The sequence below is a fragment of the Streptomyces sp. NPDC026301 genome (assembly GCF_055567935.1).
The window spans coordinates 32,194-55,243 of record NZ_JBVHPN010000009.1 but is presented as its reverse complement, the minus strand read 5'-3'; the positions used below and the strand labels follow the sequence as shown (position 1 = coordinate 55,243).

Annotated in this window: 19 protein-coding genes; 6 read left to right on the top strand and 13 right to left on the bottom strand. The window is 70.2% G+C overall.

Going from position 1 to position 23,050, the window contains the following annotated elements; all coding sequences use genetic code 11:
• Positions 1-61: 61 nt before the first annotated feature.
• The 6 genes from ACZ4MH_RS17375 to ACZ4MH_RS17350 all read right to left on the bottom strand — a co-directional run bounded on the left by ACZ4MH_RS17375 (position 62) and on the right by ACZ4MH_RS17350 (position 6,049).
• Positions 62-799: an ABC transporter permease gene (locus ACZ4MH_RS17375; RefSeq protein WP_351599391.1), complete on the bottom strand. Its 738-nt coding sequence runs from the start codon at positions 797-799 to the stop codon at positions 62-64.
• Positions 796-1,773 (bottom strand): ABC transporter ATP-binding protein, encoded by a 978-nt coding sequence (locus ACZ4MH_RS17370; protein ID WP_351599390.1) that lies wholly within the window; start codon positions 1,771-1,773, stop codon positions 796-798. The genes ACZ4MH_RS17375 and ACZ4MH_RS17370 overlap by 4 nt, the downstream gene beginning before the upstream one ends.
• Before the next feature lie 129 nt (positions 1,774-1,902).
• Positions 1,903-4,083, bottom strand: a complete 2,181-nt coding sequence (locus ACZ4MH_RS17365; protein ID WP_467754549.1) for a hypothetical protein — start codon at positions 4,081-4,083, stop codon at positions 1,903-1,905.
• Between the two features lie 165 nt (positions 4,084-4,248).
• Positions 4,249-4,719: a DUF6113 family protein gene (locus ACZ4MH_RS17360; RefSeq protein WP_351599173.1), complete on the bottom strand. Its 471-nt coding sequence runs from the start codon at positions 4,717-4,719 to the stop codon at positions 4,249-4,251.
• Complete coding sequence (gene mshB / locus ACZ4MH_RS17355; RefSeq protein WP_351599172.1) at positions 4,716-5,651, bottom strand: N-acetyl-1-D-myo-inositol-2-amino-2-deoxy-alpha-D-glucopyranoside deacetylase; 936 nt, start codon at positions 5,649-5,651, stop codon at positions 4,716-4,718. Before mshB ends, ACZ4MH_RS17360 begins: the two co-directional genes overlap by 4 nt.
• A gap of 203 nt (positions 5,652-5,854) precedes the next feature.
• The gene (locus ACZ4MH_RS17350) at positions 5,855-6,049 is read right to left on the bottom strand and encodes a hypothetical protein (protein WP_052867828.1); all 195 of its coding nucleotides are present in this window, start codon (positions 6,047-6,049) and stop codon (positions 5,855-5,857) included.
• Between the two features lie 206 nt (positions 6,050-6,255).
• Between ACZ4MH_RS17350 and ACZ4MH_RS17345 the strand changes: the two genes are divergently transcribed.
• The 6 genes from ACZ4MH_RS17345 (at position 6,256) to ACZ4MH_RS17320 (ending at position 15,048) form a co-directional block, all read left to right on the top strand.
• The gene (locus ACZ4MH_RS17345) at positions 6,256-8,409 is read left to right on the top strand and encodes a S9 family peptidase (RefSeq protein WP_351599171.1); all 2,154 of its coding nucleotides are present in this window, start codon (positions 6,256-6,258) and stop codon (positions 8,407-8,409) included.
• 416 nt (positions 8,410-8,825) lie between these two features.
• On the top strand, positions 8,826-9,857 hold the full coding sequence (locus ACZ4MH_RS17340; protein WP_351599170.1) for an ABC transporter permease: 1,032 nt from the start codon (positions 8,826-8,828) through the stop codon (positions 9,855-9,857).
• 89 nt (positions 9,858-9,946) lie between these two features.
• Positions 9,947-11,743: an ABC transporter substrate-binding protein gene (locus ACZ4MH_RS17335; RefSeq protein ID WP_351599169.1), complete on the top strand. Its 1,797-nt coding sequence runs from the start codon at positions 9,947-9,949 to the stop codon at positions 11,741-11,743.
• Between the two features lie 114 nt (positions 11,744-11,857).
• A complete protein-coding gene (locus ACZ4MH_RS17330; RefSeq protein ID WP_351599168.1) occupies positions 11,858-12,835 on the top strand; it encodes an ABC transporter permease in 978 nt (325 codons plus the stop codon).
• An 11-nt stretch (positions 12,836-12,846) separates the two neighbouring features.
• Entirely contained in the window at positions 12,847-13,908 is a 1,062-nt protein-coding gene (locus tag ACZ4MH_RS17325; RefSeq protein WP_351599167.1) for an ABC transporter ATP-binding protein, read from the top strand.
• Between the two features lie 15 nt (positions 13,909-13,923).
• Positions 13,924-15,048, top strand: coding sequence for an ABC transporter ATP-binding protein (locus ACZ4MH_RS17320; protein WP_351599166.1), 1,125 nt, complete (start codon positions 13,924-13,926; stop codon positions 15,046-15,048).
• Positions 15,049-15,177: 129 nt separating this feature from the next.
• On the opposite strand, the gene ACZ4MH_RS17315 is transcribed toward ACZ4MH_RS17320, so the two are convergent.
• The 7 genes from ACZ4MH_RS17315 to ACZ4MH_RS17285 all read right to left on the bottom strand — a co-directional run bounded on the left by ACZ4MH_RS17315 (position 15,178) and on the right by ACZ4MH_RS17285 (position 23,042).
• Positions 15,178-16,206: an ABC transporter ATP-binding protein gene (locus ACZ4MH_RS17315; protein WP_351599165.1), complete on the bottom strand. Its 1,029-nt coding sequence runs from the start codon at positions 16,204-16,206 to the stop codon at positions 15,178-15,180.
• Positions 16,196-17,245 (bottom strand): ABC transporter ATP-binding protein, encoded by a 1,050-nt coding sequence (locus ACZ4MH_RS17310; protein WP_351599164.1) that lies wholly within the window; start codon positions 17,243-17,245, stop codon positions 16,196-16,198. Before ACZ4MH_RS17310 ends, ACZ4MH_RS17315 begins: the two co-directional genes overlap by 11 nt.
• A gap of 17 nt (positions 17,246-17,262) precedes the next feature.
• Positions 17,263-18,234, bottom strand: a complete 972-nt coding sequence (locus tag ACZ4MH_RS17305; RefSeq protein WP_351599163.1) for an ABC transporter permease — start codon at positions 18,232-18,234, stop codon at positions 17,263-17,265.
• Complete coding sequence (locus ACZ4MH_RS17300; protein WP_351599162.1) at positions 18,227-19,150, bottom strand: ABC transporter permease; 924 nt, start codon at positions 19,148-19,150, stop codon at positions 18,227-18,229. The genes ACZ4MH_RS17305 and ACZ4MH_RS17300 overlap by 8 nt, the downstream gene beginning before the upstream one ends.
• Before the next feature lie 4 nt (positions 19,151-19,154).
• Complete coding sequence (locus tag ACZ4MH_RS17295; protein WP_351599161.1) at positions 19,155-20,786, bottom strand: peptide ABC transporter substrate-binding protein; 1,632 nt, start codon at positions 20,784-20,786, stop codon at positions 19,155-19,157.
• A gap of 170 nt (positions 20,787-20,956) precedes the next feature.
• Positions 20,957-22,012, bottom strand: a complete 1,056-nt coding sequence (locus ACZ4MH_RS17290) for an ABC transporter ATP-binding protein (RefSeq protein ID WP_351599160.1) — start codon at positions 22,010-22,012, stop codon at positions 20,957-20,959.
• Positions 22,005-23,042 (bottom strand): ABC transporter ATP-binding protein, encoded by a 1,038-nt coding sequence (locus tag ACZ4MH_RS17285; RefSeq protein ID WP_351599159.1) that lies wholly within the window; start codon positions 23,040-23,042, stop codon positions 22,005-22,007. Before ACZ4MH_RS17285 ends, ACZ4MH_RS17290 begins: the two co-directional genes overlap by 8 nt.
• Between the last annotated feature and the right edge of the window lie 8 nt (positions 23,043-23,050).

The window sequence follows — 23,050 nt, the reverse complement described above, 5'->3', positions numbered from 1 at the left end:
CCGCGCCCGGGGCCCTCCGCACCGACGCCCGCGTACTTTCCTCACCGGCATCCCGCCGCCCTCACGCCTTCCGAGTGTCCTTGCGGTACAGCCAGGCCGCCAGGCCGGCGAATATCAGCAGGTACCCCACCAGGATGGCGACGTCCTTGGCGTGCGGCGCGCTGCCGCCCTCGACGGCCGTGCCCAGCGCCGCGTATGCGTGGGTCGGTATCCACTCCGCGATGTTCTGCACCCACTGGGGAAGGATGGTCAGCGGCATCCACAGGCCGCCGGCGAAGGACAGCACGAAGTAGACCAGCATCGATATCGGCCGGACCGCGTCACCGGTGGCGAGGTAGCCGATGGCGACGCCGAGCGCGGCGAAGACGAAGCTGCCGAGCCAGGTGCCGATCGCGATGGCGGCCCACTGCCACGCCTCCAGGCGGACGCCCTTGACCACGGCGCCGATGATCAGGACGAGGACGATGGAGGGCAGGCTGACGGTGGCCGCGGCGGCGATCTTCGCGGTGACGTAGCCGCGGCCGGGCAGCGCGGTCAGCCGCAGCTGCCGCACCCAGCCCTGCTCGCGCTCCTTGGCTATCCGCTCGCTGCTGCCGAGCAGAACGGCGGTCATGGCGCCGAACGCGGCCATGGCCACCATGTAGTACATGCCCATGTTCAGCGTCGTGCCGGGGAGCGGCTTGCTGTCGGCGCCGCCGGCGATGATCAAGTACAGCACCGGTGGGTAGAGCACCGAGAAGAACATGAACTTCTTGTTCCGCAGGGTGCGGCGGATCTCCAGCGTGATCAGGGTGGTCATCGTGCGGACTCCTCGGGCGTGCCGGCGTCCGCGCGTGCGTCGGAAGCCGTGGTGATCGCGATGAACGCCTGCTCCAGGCCGAGCCCGGTGACCTCCAGATTGCGCGGATACAGCCCGAGGCCGTACAGCGCGTGGACCGTCGCGTCGGCGTCGGCGGACTGGAGGCGCACCGTGCGCCCGGAGGTCTCCAGGGCGGTGAGGGACGGCAGGCCGCGCAGCGCGTCCCGGTCGGCCGGCCCGTCGAGGTCGAAGCTGATCCGGCGGGCCCCGGCGCGCGCCTTGATCTCGGCGGCGGTGCCGTCGGCGAGCACCCGGCCGCGGTGCAGCACGATCACCCGGTCGGCGATCTCGTCGGCCTCTTCGAGGTAGTGGGTGGCGAACAGCACCGTGCGGCCCTGGCTCGCCTGCTCGCGCATGGCGCCCCAGAACGTCTGCCGCGCGGAGACGTCCATGCCGGTGGTCGGCTCGTCCAGCACGATCAGCTCGCTGGCGCCGGCGGTGGCCAGCGCGAAGCGGACCCGCTGCTCCTGGCCGCCGGAGAGCTTGTCGACCAGGCGGTCGGCGATGGCGGTGAGCCCCGCGGTGGCCATGACCTGGTCGACGGGGTGCGCGGCGGGGTGCAGGTCGCAGGCGAGCCCGACCAGCTCGCGGACGGTGACGCCCTCCATGAGGCCGCCGCTCTGCAGCATGGCGCCGACCTTGCCGGCGGCGATGGCCTGCTGCGGGCCGGTGCCGAAGAGGGACACCGATCCGGTGTCGGGGCCGCGGAGGCCGAGGAGGAGGTCGAGGGTGGTGGACTTGCCGGCGCCGTTCGGCCCGAGGAGGGCGACGGTCTCGCCCGGGTGCAGCTCCAGGGTGAGGTCGGAGACGGCGCGGACGCGGCCGTAACTCTTGCTGACCCCCGTGAAACTGACCACGGGCGGCCGGCCGGCGCTGTGGCCGGTGGCGGCTGCGGTGGTTGCTGTGGTCGTCATGGCATCCAGCGTGGCCGACCGACCCGTCGCCGCGGCAGTGCCGTGTGTCGTGGGTCCGGGATGACAGATGTCATGGGACAGCCCCCACGGGCGTGCCGTGGGGGCTGTCTCCGTCGTCGTCGCCGCGGGTCAGCTCGGGTTCGTCGGGATGGTGACGACCCGCTGGGCCGGGGTGGCGCCGCGCAGCGCCTGGCTGACGGCGCCCGCGACCTCCTCGACGCTGACCGGCTTCTTCGAGCCGTCGCCCTTGGTGACCATGACGCCCTTGAAGGTGTCGCCGTAGAGGGACTTCAGGGCGGGCCGGTCGTAGTACTCCACCAGTTTGCCGTTGACGGGCTTCATGGAGAGGAACTTCGGGATCGACTTCTCGGGGCTGAAGGACACCGTGTGCTGGGCGTCCGTCCGCACCGTGATCAGCCCGGACATCGCCGGCTTGGCGAACTCCTTCAGGGCGCGGTTCACCTCGGCGTCCGGGACCGTCGGCCGCTGCATGCTGGTCTTCAGGGCGACGGGCTGCCCCTCGGTGCCGGCGAGCCGGTCCTGGTACGCCTGCGTGACCTCCTGCTTGGCGGCCGCGACGTCGATCGACTTGTACGGCTTGCCGTAGTGCGGGACGGCCTTGCCGGCGGCGAACACTATGCCACCGTCCTTGGCCGCGCCCTGCTCGCCCGCCACCGCCTTCAGGGCGATGTCCAGCTTCTCGTCGTCGACGATCATCGAGGGCTCGGCCGTACGGGCGCCGCCGAAGAGCGAGCCGATGACCGAGACCGGGTTGTAGTCGCGGCCCGCCGCGCCCCGGACGGTGGCCTGGGTGTCGATGTCCAGGCCCGCCTTGGCGGGCAGCAGGGTCTGCGGCTGTCCGTCGACGGTCAGCTTCAGCGGCGCTGTCCTGGTGTCCTTCAGGGCCGCGTCGAGCTTCTCGACGGCCTGTTCCTTGGTCGTGCCGCCGATGTCCACGCCGAGCGCGGTGGTGCCGCCTGGCACGTCGGAGTGGTCCAGCAGCAGCCCGGCTCCGTAGGCGACGCCCGCGAGCACGACGATGCCGCCGAGCGCGAGGACGAGCTTGTTGCGGCCCTTCTTGCGCGGGTTGATCGGCTCGGGGATCTTCGCGCGCTGCGGGGGCTTCGGCGCCGCGGACGCGTCGGAGGGGCCCGGGTGGCCCGCGCCCTTCGAAGCGGCTCCCTTCGAAGCGCCTCCCTTCGGCGCCGCGCCGTCGGCGGACACCGTGGGGATGCCGCTGACGAGCGTGTCGCTGGAGGTGCGGCCGTCCGTGCCGGTGACCGGCCCCACGGCGCCCGCGGACGGGCCCGGCTGCGGGGTCAGCTCAGCGGTGTCATCGCTCCGGGGCGGCGGGGTCGCGCCGCCGGTGAGCGCGCCGCCGGGCCACTCGCCGCCCGGCCACTCGCCGGCGCCGGAGAGCCCGCCACCGGGCCGCTCACCGGTGAGCCCGGAGGGCCCGGCGGGCCCCGACGGGGGCAGCGTCTCGCCCGCCGCCAGCGCCTCCAGCCCGGAGCGCGGCCGACCGCCGTCGCCCCCGCGACCGGCGCCCGGGAAGTCGCTCCCGGAACCGGCCCCGGGGAAGTCGCCCCCGGGCCCCGCGCCCGGGAAGGAGAGGTCGCCGCTGGCCGGGCCGGTCGTCGGCCCCGACGGGCCGGGCGTACCGGGCGCGGTGCCTCCGGGGCCCGCCGGGCCGCCGCCACCGGGCGCGGCCGGGCCGTCGGAGAAGTACGGCAGGACGGAGTCCTGGCCGGGCGCGGGCTGCCCGGGGCGGCCACCGCCCGCCGGGCGCTGCGGGAACTGCCCCGTACCGGAGCCCTGGCCGCCGGCGGGCGGGGTGCCGCCCTGCGCAGCGGGGGCCTGGCCGGCCGCCGGGCGCTTGGACCGGCGCGGCGCGAACCAGTCGCTGGTACCGGGCGGGGGCGCGGGCTCCTTCCGGTCCTCGGGCGCGTTCTCGGCGGACGCGGCGGGCGCGGGCGGCGCGGCCTGCGGCCGGGGCCGCGGCGTACTGCCCGTGCGCTCGGCGTTCCGGCCGGTGCCGGCGCGGCCGCCACCGGCCCCGTCGGCGCCGTTCGCAGCGGTGTCCTCGCCGACCGGCTTGCGCACCACGACCGGCGGGATCGGCCGCGATCCCGGAATGTTGATCTTGATGCGGGTGGTCAGCGTGGTCTCGGTCTTGGGCTCCTCCGGCCGCGCTGCTACCGCCTCGTCGGCGTCGCCCTGGCGGGTTCCGTACGGCGGGGTCCCCGAGGGGTAGGCGGCAGCGCCGCGCCCCTGGGGCCCGGAGGACGAACTGTCAGATTCACGACTCAAAGCAGGATCTCCCGGTTGGCTCCGCCGCTCGTCATCGACGTGCTTGGGCGGCTCGGCGGCGCGCACCACCATACTGTCCGGCGCGGGCGGTAATCCGGGGTGCGGAGGAACGCTCCCCGTACGGACGCCCGCCCGCGCCGCCGAACAAGGGCCTCGGACGGCCCGTCACATGCCACGTCGGACCGCACCCAGGTGCGCCGAGCGCCCCATGGACGCCGTGGTACAGATCACAGCGACGGCGATGCCGCCCAGCAGGAAGGCGTAGGCCCCCAGCCCGGCGCCGAAGACGAAGTCGCCCTCGGCGCGCGTCGTACTGAGCGCGATCACCGTCACCAGCCAGGCGGCGGCCGGGGCCAGCGCCCCGACGACCGAGACGGCCGCCCGCGCGCCCCCGGTGAACAGCGCCGCGGCGCCCGCCAGCGCGAGCAGCAGGCCGCCGGGGAACCACGCCCCCTGGACCAGCGCCCCCGCCCCCGCGACGAGCACGCCGAGGACGACCAGGAGCACGTACAGCCCGGCCTTCAGCGCGCCGCCGGGGGGCGTCTCCGGCTGCCGCGGGGCCTCGGCCGCGGCACCCCCGGCACCTCCGCCGCCGGACGCCCGGCTGCGCTTGTCCGCCCCGTCCTTGCCGCTCATCGTGCCGTCTCCCTCGTGTCCGATGCCGTCCCCGGCCCGTCCTGCGTCCGTACGCCCGCGAAGAGGTCGTCCTCGCGTTCGCCCTCCCGCGCGCCGGACGTGCCGCGCACGAGACGGTAGTGCTCGGTGCCGAACAGCGGCTGGCCGAGGTCGTTGGAGAGCGCGAAGAAGGGGCCGTCCACGGCGATCTGGGTGACGTGCGCGCGCATCGCCGCGGCCTTGGCCGCGCCGTGCTCGGGCGCGGCCGCGATCGAGGCGGTGACCTCGGCGTCCGGCACCACTCCGGGGACGTCGTCCACGGCGGCGACGCCGGGGAAGGACAGCCCGGCCGCGCGCAGCCGCTCGAAGCCCTCCTCGACGACGGAGCGCGGATTGCAGTTCCAGTAGATCTTCTCGATCACATGGGCCGCGCCGAGCTCCGGCCGGAAGGCGGGATCGGCGGCCAGGTCGGCGGCGCGCATCGCGACCCGGTGGGCCTGGATGTGGTCGGGGTGGCCGTAGCCGCCGTCCGGGTCGTAGGTGAGCAGGACCTGCGGGCGCACCTCGCGGACCACGGCGACCAGGTCGCCGGCGGCCGTGTCCAGGTCGGCCTGCCAGAAGGCGTCCGGGCGGTCGTTCTGGGGCGCGCCCATCATCCCGGAGTCGCGGTAGCGGCCGGGAGCGCCGAGCAGACGGTGGTCGGTGACGCCCAGCTCGGCCATGGCGGCGGCCAGTTCGCCGCTGCGGTACGGGCCGAGCACGTCGTCCTTGTCGGCGGCCAGATGCGCGAGGTGCGGCGGGATGACCTCGCCCTCCTCGCCGAGAGTGCAGGTCACCAGCGTGACGAGGGCGCCCTCGGCCGCGTATTTGGCCATGGTGGCGCCGTTGTTGATCGACTCGTCGTCCGGGTGCGCGTGCACCAGCAACAGACGGCGGGCGGGAAGGTCGGACATGGGGACAGCGTACGAGCCGTACGTGCGGCACGGAGAACCCGACCGGATGATCCACCCGGTCGGGCCCGCACGCCTGCGCTCACGATCGGAACGTCACACTCAGAACGTCACGATCGGCATGTCATGGCCGGAACGTCACAGTCGGCCCATCACGGTCGGAACAACACGTCACATCACGGAACATCACGGTCAGCACATCGCGGTCAGAACTTGATGCCACCGATCATCCCCGCGACGTTGGTGGTGAACTCTCTGATGGTCGGCGCGATGGACGAGCTCGCGATGTAGAACCCCAGCAGTATGCAGACGACTGCGTGGCCCGCCTTCAAGCCTGACTTCTTCACCAGCAGGAAGACGATGATCGCCAGCAGCACCACCGCCGAAATCGAGAGTGCCACGGCGGTCACCTCCAAGTACGCACGGACGGAACAGGATTGGGCAGGTACGGCCCCGGCCCTTTGGCCAATGGCTCCATACCCACACGCCCCAGCGATCATAACTATCGATGCCCACGCATATGCCGGTGCACGGTTGCAGAGTGGGGGCGCACACGATCTTGACGAGTGCGGTCGCGGTGAGCCCCGCGGCCCTTACGCTCGGGCCCATGACCGGACAGCTCTCATTTCCCCGGCAGCACGCGCGCACCCAGCGCTTCAGCCTGGGCGTGCCGCGCGGCTTCAGCATCTCGCCGGATGGTACGCGCGTCGTCTTCCTCCGTTCCCGATCCGGCACCGATCGGGCGAATCTGTTGTGGGTCCATGACCTTGACGCCGGGCGCGAGTACCCCGCCGCCGACCCGGCGGGGCTGCTGGGCGGCACCGACGAGGAACTGTCTCCGCAGGAGAAGGCGCGTCGCGAGCGGACCCGCGAGGGCTCGGCCGGCGTGGTCGGCTACGCCACCGACGCGGCCGTGGAACTGGCCGCCTTCCCCCTCTCCGGACGGCTGTTCGTCTCCGAGCTGCGCGCCGGCACCTGCCGCGAACTGCCCGTTCCCGGCCCGGTGGTGGACCCGCGCCCGTCCCCCGACGGCCGGTACGTCGCGTACGTGGCGGAGGGCGCGCTGCGCGTCGTCCCCGTGGCGGGCGAGGGCACGGCGGACGGCGACCGGGCGCTGGCGGCGCCGGACGGGCCGGGCGTGACCTGGGGTCTCGCGGAGTTCATCGCGGCCGAGGAGATGAGCCGGTACCGCGGCTTCTGGTGGTCGCCGGAGAGCGACCGGCTGCTGGCCGCGCGGGTCGACGACGCCCCCGTACGGCGCTGGTGGATCGCCGACCCGGCGCACCCGGACAAGGCGCCCGCCGAGGTCGCCTACCCGGCGGCCGGCACCCCCAACGCCGAGGTCACGCTCGCCCTGCTGGGCCTGGACGGGGAGCGCACGGACGTCGTCTGGGACCGCGAGCGCTACCCGTATCTGGCCCGGGTGCACTGGTCGCCCGCCGGCCCGCCGCTGCTCCTGGTGCAGTCCCGCGACCAGCGCTCCCAGCGCTATCTGGCGGTCGACACCGATACCGGCGCGACGCGCCTCGTGCACGCCGACGAGGACCCGGTGTGGGTCGAGCCGTACCCGGGCGTGCCGGCCTGGACGCCGGACCGGCGGCTGGTGCGGATCGCCGACGAGGGCGGCGCGCGCAAGCTCTTCGTCGGGGACCGGCCGCTGACGTCCGCGCCGCTGCACGTGCGCGGGGTGCTCGACATCGGCCAGGAAGATGTCCTGTTCTCGGCGAGCGCCGAAGACCTGCACGACATCGGGATCTACCGGGCCTGGTACCGCGGCAGCGGCGACCAGGGCGGCTGGGAGCGGGTGACGGAGCGCCCGTACGCCTCGTACTCCTCCGCGGTACGGGTGGGCGAGGTGGCGGTCGTGTCGCACATGTGCGCGGAGCGGCCCGGGGCGCAGGTGGAGGTCCTGCGGCTGAGCGACGACGGCAAGGAGACCCGGCTCGCGGAGATCCCCTCGCACGCCGAGACGCCCGTACTCACCGCCCGGCCGCGGTTCGTGACGGCGGGCGAGCGGGACATCCCGTGCGCCGTCCTGCTGCCGACCGGTTACGAGGAGGGGGACGGGCCGCTGCCGGTGCTGCTGGACCCGTACGGCGGGCCGCACGCGCAGCGGGTGCTGGCGGCGCACAACGTCTTCCTCACCTCGCAGTGGTTCGCCGACCAGGGCTTCGCCGTGGTGGTCGCGGACGGCCGGGGCACGCCGGGCCGCTCCCCCGCCTGGGAGAAGGCGATCTCGCGGCGGGTCGCGGAGGTGGCGCTGGAGGACCAGGTGGACGCGCTGCACGCACTGGCGGAGCGCTTCCCGCTGGACCTGGACCGGGTGGCCATCCGCGGCTGGTCCTTCGGCGGGTACCTCGCCGGACTGGCCGCGCTGCGCCGCCCGGACGTCTTCCACGCGGCGGTGGTGGGCGCGCCCGTCACCGACCAGCGGCTGTACGACACGCACTACACCGAGCGGTACATGGGCCACCCGGACGAGGATCCGGCCTCCTACGTACGGAATTCCCTGGTCACCGACGCGGGCCTGGTGGAAGCGGCCGAGCAGCACCGGCCGATGATGATCATTCACGGGCTGGCCGACGACAACGTGGTCGTGGCACATTCGCTGCGGTTCTCCTCGGCGCTGCTGGCGGCGGGCCGGCCGCACGAGGTACTCCCGTTGTCCGGCGTGACCCATATGACGCCACAGGAACAGGTGGCCGAAAACCTACTCCTTCTGCAAGTCGCATTCCTCAAGCGGAGCCTGGGCCTCTCCTAGTACCGGAGAAACGTGTGCCCCGCCGCATGGATATGTGCACGCGGGCGTGGCACGGAACGGGGCGAAAAGCGACCGGCCGGGGAAGCTGTTGGCCTCCCCGGCCGGTCAACGGCACCCGCACGGCCGTACGCTGTCAAGGATGGCGCGTTCGTATATCGGTGCTGCGACAGCCAAGTGTCCGTCTTGTTAAGGATGTTGGGGACGAAATGTCCCCCATGCCGTACACCTCCGGTAACTGTCAAGCACGCCGGGGCGTCAATCTGCGCAATCTTCGCTCAAGAAGCGAACAAGGTGGCTACGGTCCGTCCGCAGACTCTTGACTCCGCCGTAAATCACTTGCGAAAGTCCGCTCAACCAGCGGTGCAACTCTGTGCCGCTTCATGTTCCAAGAGAACTCGGCGCGGGGGCACTTCGCGATGACTAGTCCATCCCAGACCGCGGTTTCCAAGACCGACACCCCAGGACTTGGACCCGATGGGCTGAGCAAGGGAAAGGACCGCAAGGGCGGCGAATTGGTCGGCCGTTCGCCGGGCCAATTGATGTGGGCGCGCTTCAAGCGTGACCGGACCGGAGTGATCAGCGCCTACGTCGTGCTGTTCTTCTTCGCCGTCGGCCTGCTGGCCCCTGTGATCTCCGCGCTGTACGGCAAGGACCCCTACACGCGGTACGGCATGATCACGCCGGGCCTGCTGACCAACGGCTACCCGACGCAGCCCAACGGCGGCATCTCCAGCGAGTTCTGGTTCGGCATCGAACCGACCCTGGGCCGGGACGTGTTCATGCAGCTCGTCTACGGCATCCGCACCACGCTGTACACCGCGGTCGCGATCACCATCGCCTCGGTGCTCACCGCCATCCTGCTGGGCGTGGCGGCCGGCTACTTCGGCGGCAAGATCGACTACTTCATCGGCCGCTTCATCGACCTGCTGATGGCATTCCCGAACCAGCTGTTCTTCGTCGCCTTCGTCCCCGTCGTGGCCGCCATCGTCGTGGCCCCCGAGGACGCCATGCCGACCTGGCTGCGCGCGATCATCCTGATCCTGGTGATGTGGTTCCTCGGCTGGATGAGCCTGGCCCGCCTGCTGCGCGGACAGGTCCTGTCGCTGCGGGAACGGGAGTTCATCGAGGCCGCGAAGGTCTCCGGCGCCTCGCCCGCCCGCATCATCCGGCGCGAGCTGCTGCCGAACGTGGTGACCCCGATCCTGGTCCAGACGACGTACATGCTCCCGAACTTCGTGACGTCCATCGCGGGCCTGTCCTTCCTGGGCGTCGGCTACGTCGAGCCCACCCCGGACTGGGGCCGGATGTTCGCCAACGCCGCCGACTACTACCGCAACGACATCACGTACTTGTTCTTCCCGGGTCTGGCGATGGTGATCTTCATCGTCGCCTTCAACCTGCTCGGGGACTCGGTCCGGGACGCTTTCGACCCGAAGCGGGCTCGATGAGATCCGTTCCGTGGGGGGTGCTGCCACCCCGGCACCGCACGAGTCAGGCAGCAGCAACGGAACAACGACAGGCAGGTGCATACACCGTCATGAGCAGCAACCGTACGCGCAGAACTCACGCCACCCTCGTCGCGCTGGCCGCAGGCGCGCTGGTCCTCACCGCGTGCAGCAGCGGCGCGGGCACCGGCACGGGCGGCGGCAACGACCGCACGGGCGCGGAGAAGCAGCGCGCGCAGATCGCTTTCGGCAACGCCGCGGCGTCCAAGGGGGCGGCCGAGGAGGTGCCGGGCGCCCAGAAGGGCGGCACGATCAAGGTCTACCAGCGCGACACCTACTCGCACCTGGACCCGGCGCAGATCTACGTCAGCGACGAGGGCGCGCTCGCCACGCTGCTGTTCCGCAAGCTGACGACCTACCACATGGACAACAAGGGCAAGTACACCATCGTCGGTGACCTCGCCACGGACAGCGGCCAGTCCTCCGACGGCGGCAAGACCTGGAAGTACACCCTGAAGGACGGGGTGAAGTGGGAGGACGGCTCGCCGATCACCGCCAAGGACATCCGGCACTCCGTCGAGCGGTCCTTCGCCCCCTTCATCACCGACGGCCCGTACTACCTCCAGCAGTGGCTCGCGGACTCCACGGACTACCGCAAGCTCCTGAAGGACGGCCCGTACAAGGGCAAGCACCTCCCCGACAGCGTCCTTGAGACGCCGGACGACAAGACCGTCGTCTTCCACTTCAAGTCGCCGCACCCCGACCTGCCCTACGCCCTGGCCATGGCGGGCTACGCGGCGGTGCAGGAGAAGAAGGACACCAAGGAGAAGTACGACAAGGCCCCGCAGTCCTCGGGCCCGTACAAGATCAAGCCGGGGTCCTTCAAGTCCGGCAAGGGCATGACGCTGGTCCGCAACACCGCGTGGGACCCGAAGACGGACAACTCCCGCCACCAGTACGTCGACAAGTTCGACATCCAGTTCGGCGTGTCCTACCCCGACTCGACCCAGCGACTGATCGCGGACAACGCCGACAACCAGACGGCGGTCAGCTTCAACAACCAGGTCGACGCGGCCAGCATGCAGACCGTGGCCAACGACCCGAAGGTCAAGAAGCGCTCGACCTCGGGCTACCAGCCCTACGTCGGCGTCATCAACTTCAACATGAAGCGGATCAAGGACAAGAAGGTCCGCGAGGCCCTCGCCTACGCGATGCCGACGCAGGCCGTACTGGACGCCTACGGCACCCCGGGCGGCGGCGAGCTGGCCGGCAGCTACGTCAGCCCGACGGTCACCGGCTTCAAGGACATCGACCCCTACGGCAAGCTGAAGAAGCCGCTGGGTGACGTGGCGAAGGCGAAGAAGATCCTGAAGGACGCCGGCAAGACCGGCATGAAGATCACCTTCGCCTACATGAACTCGCCCGAGCCGCAGAAGTACTCGGTCTCGATCGTCGACAACCTCAAGAAGGCCGGCTTCGACGTCCAGCCGAAGGACCTGCCCTCCGACACGTACTACGACGTGATCGGCAAGGTCGACAACAAGTTCGACATCTACGCGTCGGCGTGGGGCGCGGACTGGCCGAGCGCCTCGACCGTGCTGCCGCCCACCATGGACGGCCGGCAGGTCCAGGACGGCTCGCCGAACTACTCGCACTACAACAACCCGGCGGTCAGCAAGGAGATGGACCGCATCTCCAAGATGTCCGACCAGGAGAAGGCGTCCGAGGAGTGGTTCAAGCTCAACGAGAAGATCCTCAAGGAGGACCTGCCGGCGATCCCGACCTTCTACTACAAGCAGATCCAGCTGCACGGTTCCAAGGTCGGTGGCGTCGTGAACAACGACGTCATCAGCGGGGTCGACCCGACGAAGCTGTTCCTCAAGAAGTAGCCGTGCCCTCGCGCCGGTAATCCTGGCGCCCGGTGTGCCCGCCCGGACCGGACGGGCACACCGCGCGGTCCCCACCCACCTCCTTCCGCTGCCCCACGAGAGCTGCGATCTGCCATGCTTCGTTTTCTCTTCCGCCGGTCCCTCGGCGCGCTCGTGATCCTGCTGTTGATCAGCGCGTTCACCTTCTTCCTGTTCTTCGCCGCACCACGGGATCCCGCGCTGCTGTCCTGCGGAAAGAACTGCACCCCGGACGCCATCGCCCTGATTCACAAGAACCTCGGCATGGACAAGCCGATCCCGGTCCAGTACTGGGACTTCATGTCCGGCATCGTGACCGGGCGCGACTTCGCCCAGGGACCGTGCCCGGCCCCGTGCTTCGGCTACTCCTTCGCCAACGGCGACCCGGTCTGGAACACGATCGTCGACCGCTTCCCGACGACGCTCTCGCTGACCATCGGCGGCGCCGCGGTCTTCCTCACGATCGGCCTGGGCACCGGCATGATGGCCGCCTGGAAGCAGGGCAAGCTGATCGACAAGGTCTTCAGCTCCGCCTCGCTGGTGCTCAGCTCGATGCAGATCTACTTCATCGGCCCCATCGTGCTGGCCCTGCTGGTGTACAACCTGGAGATCCTGGGGCAGCCGAAATACGTCAACTTCACGGAAAATCCAGCGGCCTGGTTCATGGGGCTGCTGATCCCCTGGTGCGTGCTGTCGATCATCTTCACCGCGCAGTACACCCGTATGGCGCGCTCCTCGATGATCGAGCAGCTGGCCGAGGAACACGTCCGCACCGCCCGCGCCAAGGGCATGTCCCAGCGGACGGTCTTCTTCCGCTACGCCTGGCGCGGCTCGCTGATCCCCATCGTCACCATCTTCGGCATCGACCTCGGGTCGCTCTTCGGCGGCGCGATGATCACGGAGCAGACCTTCGCCCTGCCCGGCCTGGGCACCCTCGCGGTGAAGTCCGTGCAGGAGACCGACCTGCCCATGGTCATGGGCGTGATGCTGTTTGCGGCGGCCTTCATCGTCCTCTTCAACATCATCGTCGACGCCTGCTACGCGTTCATCGACCCGCGCGTGCGCCTGTCCTAGGAGAGCCCCCAGTGACCACACTCACCAAGACCGAAGGCGCACCGGTCCCGACCGGATCGGACCCCTTCCTGTCGGTACGCGACCTGTACGTGCGGTTCTCCACCGAGGACGGCATCGTCAAGGCCGTCGACGGGCTCTCCTTCGACCTGCGCAAGGGCCAGACGCTCGGCATCGTCGGCGAGTCCGGCTCCGGCAAGTCGGTGACCAACCTCGCCATCCTGGGCCTGCACAACCCCGCCTCCACCGAGATCGCCGGCGAGATCACGCTGGACGGCCAGGAGCTGACCGGCGCCCGCGAGCGCACGCTCCAGAAGCTCCGCGGCAACAAGATGGCGATGATCTTCCAGGACCCGCTGACGGCGCTCTCGCCGTACTACACGGTGGGCCGGCAGATCGCCGAGCCGTTCATGAAGCACACCGGCGCGAACAAGCGCGAGGGCCGGCAGCGCGCCATCGAGATGCTGACCAAGGTCGGCATCCCGCAGCCGAACCTGCGGGTGGACGACTACCCGCACCAGTTCTCCGGCGGCATGCGCCAGCGCGCCATGATCGCCATGTCCCTGGTCTGCAACCCCGCGCTGCTCATCGCCGACGAGCCGACCACCGCGCTCGACGTCACCGTCCAGGCCCAGATCCTGGACCTCCTCAAGGACCTCCAGCAGGAGTTCGGCTCGGCGATCATCCTGATCACCCACGACCTCGGCGTGGTCGCCAACATGGCCGACGAGCTGCTGGTGATGTACGCGGGGCGGGCGGTCGAGCGCGGCACGGTCAAGGACATCCTCACCGCGCCGCAGCACCCCTACGCCTGGGGCCTGCTGGGCTCGATGCCGCGCCTGTCGGCCAGCGTCGACGAGCCGCTGAACCCGATCCCCGGCTCCCCGCCGAGCCTGCTCAACCCGCCGACCGGCTGCCCCTTCCACCCGCGCTGCGCGTTCACCTCGGAGGTGGGCGGCAATCGCTGCGCCGACGAGCGGCCGCTGCTGGCACCGGGGCGCGCCTCGGCCTGCCACCTCACCGCCGAGCAGAAGCACACCTTCTTCACCGAGCAGATCAAGCCCCGGTTGGGCTAGGGAGCGACGACCATCATGAGTGAAGCCAAAGACGTCACCCTGCCCGCTCCCCGCGAAGCCGTCCCGACGGGCGAGCCACTGCTGGTCACGGAGGGCCTGACCAAGCACTTTCCGATCATGGGCGGCTTTCCGTTCCGGCGGAAGATCGGCGCCGTACAGGCGGTGGACGGGCTCGACCTGACCGTGCACGCCGGTGAGACCTTCGGCCTGGTCGGCGAGTCGGGCTGCGGCAAGTCCACGACGGGCCGGCTGCTGACCCGCCTCCTGGAGCCCACCAGCGGCAAGATCGCCTACCGGGGCCAGGACATCACCCACGCGAACCGCAAGCAGCTCGCGCCGGTCCGGTCCGAGATCCAGATGATCTTCCAGGACCCGTACTCCTCGCTGAACCCGCGGCAGACCGTCGGCACGATCATCGGCGGCCCGATGGAGATCAACGGGATCAACCCGCCCGGCGGCCGCGAGAAGAAGGTCCGCGAGCTGCTGGAGACCGTCGGCCTCAGCCCGGAGCACTACAACCGCTTCCCGCACGAGTTCTCCGGCGGCCAGCGGCAGCGCATCGGCGTGGCCCGCGCGCTCGCCCTGGAACCGAAGCTGATCGTCGCCGACGAGCCGGTCTCCGCGCTGGACGTCTCCATCCAGGCGCAGGTCGTCAACCTCCTCCAGGAACTCCAGCGCGAGCTGGGCATCGCGTTCCTCTTCATCGCCCACGACCTGGCGATCGTGCGGCACTTCAGCCAGCGGGTCGCGGTGATGTATCTCGGCAAGATCGTCGAGGTCGGCGACCGCGAGTCCATCTACTCCCGGCCCCGCCACCCGTACACGCACGCGCTGCTCTCCGCGGTGCCGGAAGCCCGGCTGGCCGGTGAGGGCGAGGACGATCGCGAGCGGATCCGGCTCGCGGGCGATGTGCCGTCGCCCGTGAACCCGCCCTCCGGCTGCCGCTTTCGCACGCGGTGCTGGAAGGCGCAGGACAAGTGCGCCGCTGAGGAGCCGCCGCTCCTCCAGATCGCGGGGAATGCGGCCGGGCATCTGACGGCCTGCCACTTTCCGGAGGAACCGACGATCGCTGCGCGCGATGAGGACATTGTCCTGGACCCGGCGCTGGCGGCGATCGAGAAGTCCTCGGATCCGGACTGACGGCCCGCCCGCCGCGGTGGGCAAGGACGGTGGCCGACCATCCCGCCATACCGATTGCTCGCGCAGTTCCCCGCGCCCCCTCAGGGGCGCGGGGAACTGCGCGAACGGCCACGACGGCGCGGCAGCCGGCTACTCACTCGGCACGACATGGCGCTCCTCCGCGAAGTGGCAAGCGGAGGGGTGCGCCGGCCCCGCGGCCCCCGCGAACCATTCGGGGACATCGAGCGGCGGCACGACATCGGCACAGACCGGCTGTGCCTTCCAGCACCGAGTCCGGAAGCGGCAGCCGGACGGCGGATCGGCCGGCGACGGCACGTCCCCGGTCAGCAGGATGCGCTCGCGGTGCTCGCGCGCCTCGGGGTCCGGGACGGGAACGGCGGACAGCAGCGCCTGGGTGTACGGGTGCGTGGGGTGCCCGTAGATCTCGTCCTCGGTGCCGGTCTCCACGATCCGGCCCAGGTACATCACGGCCACCCGGTCCGAGATGTGCCGCACCACCGACAGGTCGTGCGCGATGAAGACGTAACTCAGGTCGAACTCGTCCTGCAGGCGCTCCAGCAGGTTCACCACCTGCGCCTGTACGGAGACGTCCAGCGCCGAGACCGGCTCGTCCGCGACGATGATCTCGGGCCGCAGGGCCAGCCCCCGCGCGATGCCGATCCGCTGCCGCTGCCCGCCGGAGAACTGGTGCGGGTACCGGTTGACGTACTCCGGGTTCAGCCCGACCACGTCCAGCAGCTCCTGCACCCGGCGCCGCCGGTCGCCCTTCGGGGCCACCTCCGGATGGATGTCGTACGGCTCGCCGATGATGTCGCCGACCGTCATGCGGGGGTTGAGGGAGGTGTACGGATCCTGGAAGACCATCTGGATGTTGCGGCGCACCGCCTTCAGGGCGCGCCCGGACAGCTTGCCGATGTCCTCGCCGCGGTAGCGGATCGCCCCCGCGGTCGGCCGCTCCAGGCCGACCAGCGTCTTGGCGACGGTGGACTTGCCGCAGCCGGACTCCCCCACGATGCCGAGCGTCTCGCCCTCGCGCAGGTCGAAGGAGACGCCGTCGACCGCCTTGACCGCGCCGACCTGCTTCTTCAGGACGACGCCCTGGGTCAGCGGGTAGTGCTTGACCAGGTCCCGCACTTCGAGAATGGCCTCAGCGGTCATGCGGCGGCTCCTCGTCACGCACGGTCTCCTCCCAGAAGTGGCAGGCACTCGAGCGGCCCGGTGCCACGTCGTACAGGGGCGGGCGGTCCGTGGTGCACACGTCGCGGGCCCGGGGGCAGCGCGGGTGGAACGGGCAGCCGGGCGGGATGGCGGTCAGGCTCGGCGGCAGGCCCTTGATCGCGTACAGCTCCTGGCCCTTCTGGTCCAGCCGCGGGATGGAGTCCAGCAGGCCGCGGGTGTACGGGTGGGCCGGGGCCCGGTAGAGGTCGTGCACGGGCGCGTGTTCGACGATCCGGCCCGCGTACATCACCGCGATCCGGTCGGCGACGTCCGCGACCACGCCCAGGTCGTGGGTGATCAGGATCAGCCCCATGTCGTACTCGCGCTGGAGGTCGGCCAGCAGGTCCATCACCTGCGCCTGGACCGTCACGTCCAGCGCCGTCGTCGGCTCGTCGGCGATGATCAGGTCCGGCTCCAGGGCCAGCGCCATCGCGATCATGATGCGCTGGCGCATACCGCCGGAGAACTGGTGCGGATAGTCCCCCACCCGGCTGCGCGCGGCCGGGATCTTCACCCGGTCCATCAGCTCCACGGCCCTGGCCCGCGCCTCCTTCCGCTTCAGGCCCTGGTGGACCTCGTACATCTCGCCGAGCTGCGCGCCGACCGACAGCACGGGGTTCAGCGAGGAGAGCGCGTCCTGGAAGATCATCGCCATCCGGGCGCCGCGGACCTTGCGCCGCTCCTCGGGCGCGGCCTTGAGCAGGTCCCGGCCCTGGAAGAGGATCTCGCCGCCGGTGACGAAGCCGGGCGGCGAGTCGAGGATGCCCATGACGGCCTGGGCGGTGACGGACTTGCCGGACCCGGACTCGCCGAGCACGGCGAGCGTCTCGCCCGCGTCGACGCGGTAGTTGACGCCGTTGACGGCCTTGGCGACGCCGTCGCGGGTGCGGAACTCCACGTACAGGTCGCGCACGTCGAGCAGCGCGGGCGGCGCCGCGCCCGGGTCCGGCCCCGCCTGGGGGTTCGTCGCGGTAGCCATCGGCGGTCTCCGCCTCCTCAGCGCAGCTTGGGGTCGAGGGCGTCGCGCACCGCGTCGCCGAGCATGATGAACGCCAGCACCGTGATCGACAGCGCGCCCGCCGGGTACAGCAGCATGTGCGGCGCGTTGCGGATGTAGGTGGAGGCGGTGGAGATGTCGATGCCCCAGGAGACGGTGGGCGGCTTCAGGCCCGCGCCGAGGTAGGACAGCGTGGCCTCCAGGGAGATGTAGGTGCCCAGCGCGATGGTGGCGACGACGATGACGGGGGCCACGGCGTTGGGCGCGATGTGGCGGAGCAGCAGCCGGCCGGGGGAGGCGCCGAGCGCCCGCGCGGCCTGGACGTAGTCGTTCTGTTTGGCGGTGACGACGGAGCCGCGGGCGATCCGGGCGATCTGCGGCCAGCCGAGCAGCACGATGAAGCCGACCACGGGCCACACCGTCTTGCTGGTCACGACGGACAGGAAGACCAGGCCGCCGAGCAGCACGGGGATGCCGAAGAAGATGTCGGCGAGGCGCGAGAGCAGCGCGTCCCACCAGCCGCCGAAGAAGCCGGCGAGACCGCCGAGGACGCTGCCGAGGAGGGCCGCGCCCGCGGTGGCGCAGACGCCGACGGTGATGGAGGCGCGCGCGCCGTAGACGGTACGGGTGTAGACGTCCCGCCCCTGGGTGTCGAAGCCGAAGGGGTGGCCGGGCGCGGAGCCTTCCTGGGCCTTGGAGAGGTCCGCGCGGTAGGGGTTCCCGTCGGCGATCAGCTGCGGCCAGATCGCGATGACGACCAGGAAGAGGATGATCAGAGCCGAGACCAGGAAGACGGGGTTGCGCCGCAGGTCGCGCCAGGCGTCGCCCCACAGGCTGCGCGGCTTGTCGCGCGGGCTCCCGCCCCGGCCGTTCCGGCCGCCCTCCAGCGTCTCCGCCTCGGCCATCGCCAGGGCGGTGGGGCCGCCGTCCCCGTGGGTGACCGCTTCTTTGGGTACGTAGCGCTCAGGCATAGCGGATCCTCGGGTCGAGGACGGCGTACAGCAGGTCGACGACGAGGTTGGCGAAGAGGAAGACCAGCACGAGGACGGTGACGAAGCCGACGACGGTGGGCGAGTTCTGCCGCAGGATGCCCTGGTAGAGCTGGAAGCCGACGCCGTGGATGTTGAAGATCCGCTCGGTGACGATGGCGCCGCCCATCAGCTGGCCGATGTCCGTGCCGATGAAGGTGATCACCGGGATCAGCGAGTTCCGCAGCAGGTGCCGGGTGACGACCCGGCGCCGCGGCAGCCCCTTGGCCACCGCCGTCCGCACATAGTCCGCGCGGGCGTTCTCTGCGAGCGAGGTGCGGGTCAGCCGGGTGACGTACGCGAGGGAGACCAGCGCGAGCACCACGCCGGGCAGCAGCAGCTCGTCCAGATACGCGTCGGTGGAGACCGTCGGCTTCACCCAGCCCCACTTCACGCCCAGCAGGAACTGCAGCACATAGCCGCTGACGAAGGTCGGGATGGACACCACGACCAGGGTGAAGACGAGGACCGAGGTGTCCAGCGCGCGCCCGCGGCGCAGCCCGCTCAGCACCCCGAGGGTGATGCCGACGATGATCTCGATGACGATGGCGACCAGGGTCAGCCGCAGGGTGACCGGGAAGGCGGTGCCCATCAGCTCGGTGACCGGCTGCCCGTTGAAGGCGGTGCCGAAGTCCCCGCGGAAGATCTGGCCCATGTAGTGCAGGTACTGCTTCCACAGCGGCTGGTCGAGGAGGAGTTCCTCGCGGATGCGCGCCGCGGTGGCGGGGTCGGGGGCGCGGTCGCCGAACATCGCGGCGACCGGGTCCCCCAGCGCGTACACCATGAAGAAGATCAGGAACGTGCTGCCGATGAACACCGGGATCATCTGGAGCAGCCGCCGGATGACGTAGCGTCCCATGAGGTCAGCTGCCGACCTTGATCCGGTCGTAGACGGGCACGCTGAACTGATTGAGTCTCACATCGCTCAGCCGGTCGGTGTAGCCGCCGCTGCCGTTCTGGTACCAGAGCGGGATCACCGGCATGTCCTTCGCCAGCACCTTCTCCGCGTCCTGGAACTTCTGCACCGCCGCCTGCCGGTCGGTCTCCGCGTTGGCCGCGTCGACCAGCTTGTCGAACCGCTTGTTGCTGTACTTTCCGTCGTTGGAGGAGGCGTCGGTGTAGTACATCGGCTGCAGGAAGTTCTGAATGAGCGGATAGTCCATCTGCCACCCGGCCCGGAACGGCCCCTTCATCTTCTTCGCCGTGATCTGATTCCGGTAATCCGCGAAGGTCCCCACCGGATTTCCCACGCACGCCTTGTCGTTCTTCAGCACCTTGTTGACGCTGTTGCAGAGCGCGTCGACCCAGTCCTTGTGCGAGCCGGTGTCGGCGTTGTACGTGACGGTGACCTTGCCGCCGGGCAGCCCGCCGCCCTCCTTGATGAGCTTGCGCGCCTCGGCCGGCTTGTACTCGCACGCCTTTCCGCACAGCCCTGCCTGATACCCGCCGTCGGCCTTGAGCACCGGCGAGGTCCAGTCACTGGCCGGGGTGCGGGTGTTCTGGAAGATCTGCCGCGTGATCGTCTTGCGGTCGATGGCCATGGACAGCCCCTGCCGTACCTTCGCCATCTTCTCCGACCCCCACTTCGGGTCGTACATGGGAAAGGTCAGGGTCTGGATGATCCCGGCGGGCTGATTGATGTACCGGTCACCGAGGTCCGCCTTCGCGTTCTTCAGCTGCGCGGCGGGAATGTCGTCGCTGAGGTCGAGATTGCCGGCCTGCAGATCGGTGTAGGCGGTGTTGTTGTCGGTGTAGACCCGCAGGTCCACGCCGCCGTTCCGGGCCTTGTCCGGGCCCTTGTACCCGCCCCACTTCCGCAGCTTCATCGCCGAGCCCTTGGTGTAGGACTCGACCTTGTACGGCCCGTTCCCGACCGGCTTCTTCAGCCAGCCGTCGTGGTCCTTGAAGAAGGCGCGCGGCAGCGGCGCGAAGGCGGGATAGCCGAGCGTCTGCGGCCAGGTGGAGAACTTCTGGTTGAGCCGCACGGTAAAGGTCCGGTCGTCCTTCACCTTCAGCCCGGAAAGCGTCTTGGCGCTGGACTTGCCGCTCTCCGGATGAACCTTCTCGTACCCCTCGATGTACCCGAAGAAATACGCGTTCTTCTGGTTGTTGTCGATCAGCGCCCCGTAATTCCAGGCATCCACGAACGACCGCGCGGTGACCGGCTCCCCATTACTGAACTTCCAGCCCTTTTTGATCGTGACCGTGTAATTCTGCTGATCCTTGGTCTCGATCTTCTGGGCGAGCATGTCCTTGGCCGCGCCGGTCTCCGGGTCGTACCGCTTGAGCCCCCGGAAGATCATGTCGAGGACCTTGCCGCCCTGCACCTCGTTCGTATTGGCGGGCTCCAGGGGGTTCTGCGGGTCCCCCCAGGACGAGCTGAGGACCCCCTTGCCGTCCCCGCCACCGCCGCCCCCGCCGCCACCACACGCCGTCGCCACGAGGGCGACGGCCACCGTTCCCACCGCCCACTTCGCACGGGTGGCTCCACGCATCCGGTGCCTCCTCCGACCAATAGGTACGTAGGCCCACATAACAGCCCAGAGAAGGCGCCCCCGCACCCGGACCTCCCCCGTCCGAGCACGCCACGCCGCACAATCCCCCCGAACGCACGAAGCGCCCGGAGCGGAGTGCTCCGGGCGCCTCGAAGGTGGAAGTGCGGGCGTCAGGCCGCGCCCACCACGTCCTTCTCCTCCGCGAAGTGGCAGGCCGACTCGTGGGCCGCGAGGGAGTCGGTGTCCTTCAGGACCTCGGGGACGGCGAGGAGAGGGGTCTCCTCGGCGCACTTGTCCTGGGCCTTCCAGCAGCGGGTGCGGAAGCGGCAGCCGGACGGCGGGTTGGCCGGGGAGGGCACGTCGCCGCTGAGGATGATCCGCTCACGCCCGCCGCGGGCCTCCGGGTCGGGGACCGGGACGGCCGAGAGGAGGGCCTGGGTGTACGGGTGGGTGGGGTGCTCGTAGATCTCCTCGTCCGTGCCGATCTCGGCCATCCGGCCCAGGTACATCACGCCGACGCGGTCGGAGATGTGCCGGACGACGGAGAGGTCGTGCGCGATGAAGAGGTAGGAGAGGTCGTACTCGTCCTGAAGGCGGGCCATCAGGTTGATGACCTGGGCCTGTACCGAGACGTCGAGCGCGGAGACCGGCTCGTCGCAGATGATGATCTCGGGGTTGAGCGCGAGGCCGCGGGCGATGCCGATGCGCTGGCGCTGGCCGCCGGAGAACTGGTGCGGGTACCGGTTGAGGTACTCCGGGTTCAGCCCGACCACGTCCAGCAGCTCCTGGACCTTGCGCCGGCGGTCGCCCTTCGGGGCCACCTCGGGGTGGATGTCGAAGGGCTCGCCGATGATGTCGCCGACCGTCATGCGCGGGTTGAGCGACGTGTAGGGGTCCTGGAAGACCATCTGGATGTTGCGGCGGACGGCCTTCAGGGCGCGGCCGGTGAGCTTGGTGATGTCCTCGCCCTTGTAGAAGACCTCGCCGGCGGTCGCCCGCTCCAGGTTCATCAGGAGCTTGGCGACGGTGGACTTGCCGCAGCCGGACTCGCCGACGATGCCGAGCGTCTCGCCGCGGTACAGGTCGAAGGAGATCCCGTCGACCGCCTTGACCGCGCCGACCTGCTTCTTGAAGAGGACGCCCTGGGTGAGCGGGAAGTGCTTCACCAGGTTGCGGACCTGGAGGATCGGCTCGCGGTCCGTGCTCTTCGTGACGGACTCAGCCATGGAGCGTCTCCTTCCAGAAGTGGCAGGCGCTGCCGCGGCCCTCGGCGACCGGGGCGAGCGCCGGGACGTCCGTACGGCAGATGTCCTGCGCCTTGGGGCAGCGCGGGTGGAACGCGCAGCCGCCGGGGGCGTTCAGCAGGTTGGGCGGCAGGCCCTTGATCGCGTACAGCTCCTGGCCCTTCTGGTCCAGGCGCGGGATGGAGTCCAGCAGGCCGCGGGTGTAGGGGTGCGCGGGCTTCTTGTACAGCTCGCCCACGGGTGCCTGCTCGACGATGCGGCCCGCGTACATCACCGCGATCTTGTCGGCCACGTCCGCGACCACGCCGAGGTCGTGGGTGATGAGGATCAGGCCCATGTGGTACTCGCGCTGCAGCTCCGCGAGGAGGTCCATGACCTGGGCCTGGACGGTCACGTCGAGGGCCGTGGTGGGCTCGTCGGCGATGATCAGGTCCGGTTCCAGGGCGAGCGCCATCGCGATCATGATGCGCTGGCGCATACCGCCGGAGAACTGGTGCGGATAGTCCCCCACGCGGTTGGCGGCCGCCGGGATCCTGACCTTGTCCATCAGCTCGATGGACTTGGCCTTCGCGGCCTTCTTGGACAGACCCTGGTGGACGCGGAACATCTCGCCGAGCTGGTAGCCGACGGAGAGCACCGGGTTCAGGGAGGACAGCGCGTCCTGGAAGATCATGGCGATCTTGGCGCCGCGGATCTTCCGGCGCTGCTCGCCGGACATCGTCAGCATGTCCTGGCCGCGGAAGAGGATCTCGCCCTGCGGGATCCTCGCCGGCGGCATGTCGAGGATGCCCATGATCGCCTGGGCGGTGACGGACTTGCCGGAGCCGGACTCGCCGAGCACGGCGAGCGTCTCGCCCGCGCTCACGCTGTAGTCGACGCCGTTGACGGCCTTGACGACGCCGTCCCGGGTGTGGAATTCGACGTGCAGGTCGCGGACCTGGAGCAGCGGCGAACCGGCCGCTTCCGGGGTCCGCGGCCCGGGCACGGCCGCGGTCTTCTCGGTGGTGGTCACGTACGCCT

Coding starts and splice junctions, on each gene's coding strand:
- ACZ4MH_RS17375 (WP_351599391.1), bottom strand. CDS start 799: ATGACCACCCTGATCACGCTGGAGATCCGCCGCACCCTGCGGAACAAG.
- ACZ4MH_RS17370 (WP_351599390.1), bottom strand. CDS start 1,773: ATGACGACCACAGCAACCACCGCAGCCGCCACCGGCCACAGCGCCGGC.
- ACZ4MH_RS17360 (WP_351599173.1), bottom strand. CDS start 4,719: ATGAGCGGCAAGGACGGGGCGGACAAGCGCAGCCGGGCGTCCGGCGGC.
- mshB (WP_351599172.1), bottom strand. CDS start 5,651: ATGTCCGACCTTCCCGCCCGCCGTCTGTTGCTGGTGCACGCGCACCCG.
- ACZ4MH_RS17345 (WP_351599171.1), top strand. CDS start 6,256: ATGACCGGACAGCTCTCATTTCCCCGGCAGCACGCGCGCACCCAGCGC.
- ACZ4MH_RS17340 (WP_351599170.1), top strand. CDS start 8,826: ATGACTAGTCCATCCCAGACCGCGGTTTCCAAGACCGACACCCCAGGA.
- ACZ4MH_RS17335 (WP_351599169.1), top strand. CDS start 9,947: ATGAGCAGCAACCGTACGCGCAGAACTCACGCCACCCTCGTCGCGCTG.
- ACZ4MH_RS17330 (WP_351599168.1), top strand. CDS start 11,858: ATGCTTCGTTTTCTCTTCCGCCGGTCCCTCGGCGCGCTCGTGATCCTG.
- ACZ4MH_RS17320 (WP_351599166.1), top strand. CDS start 13,924: ATGAGTGAAGCCAAAGACGTCACCCTGCCCGCTCCCCGCGAAGCCGTC.
- ACZ4MH_RS17315 (WP_351599165.1), bottom strand. CDS start 16,206: ATGACCGCTGAGGCCATTCTCGAAGTGCGGGACCTGGTCAAGCACTAC.
- ACZ4MH_RS17310 (WP_351599164.1), bottom strand. CDS start 17,245: ATGGCTACCGCGACGAACCCCCAGGCGGGGCCGGACCCGGGCGCGGCG.
- ACZ4MH_RS17305 (WP_351599163.1), bottom strand. CDS start 18,234: ATGCCTGAGCGCTACGTACCCAAAGAAGCGGTCACCCACGGGGACGGC.
- ACZ4MH_RS17300 (WP_351599162.1), bottom strand. CDS start 19,150: ATGGGACGCTACGTCATCCGGCGGCTGCTCCAGATGATCCCGGTGTTC.
- ACZ4MH_RS17295 (WP_351599161.1), bottom strand. CDS start 20,786: ATGCGTGGAGCCACCCGTGCGAAGTGGGCGGTGGGAACGGTGGCCGTC.
- ACZ4MH_RS17290 (WP_351599160.1), bottom strand. CDS start 22,012: ATGGCTGAGTCCGTCACGAAGAGCACGGACCGCGAGCCGATCCTCCAG.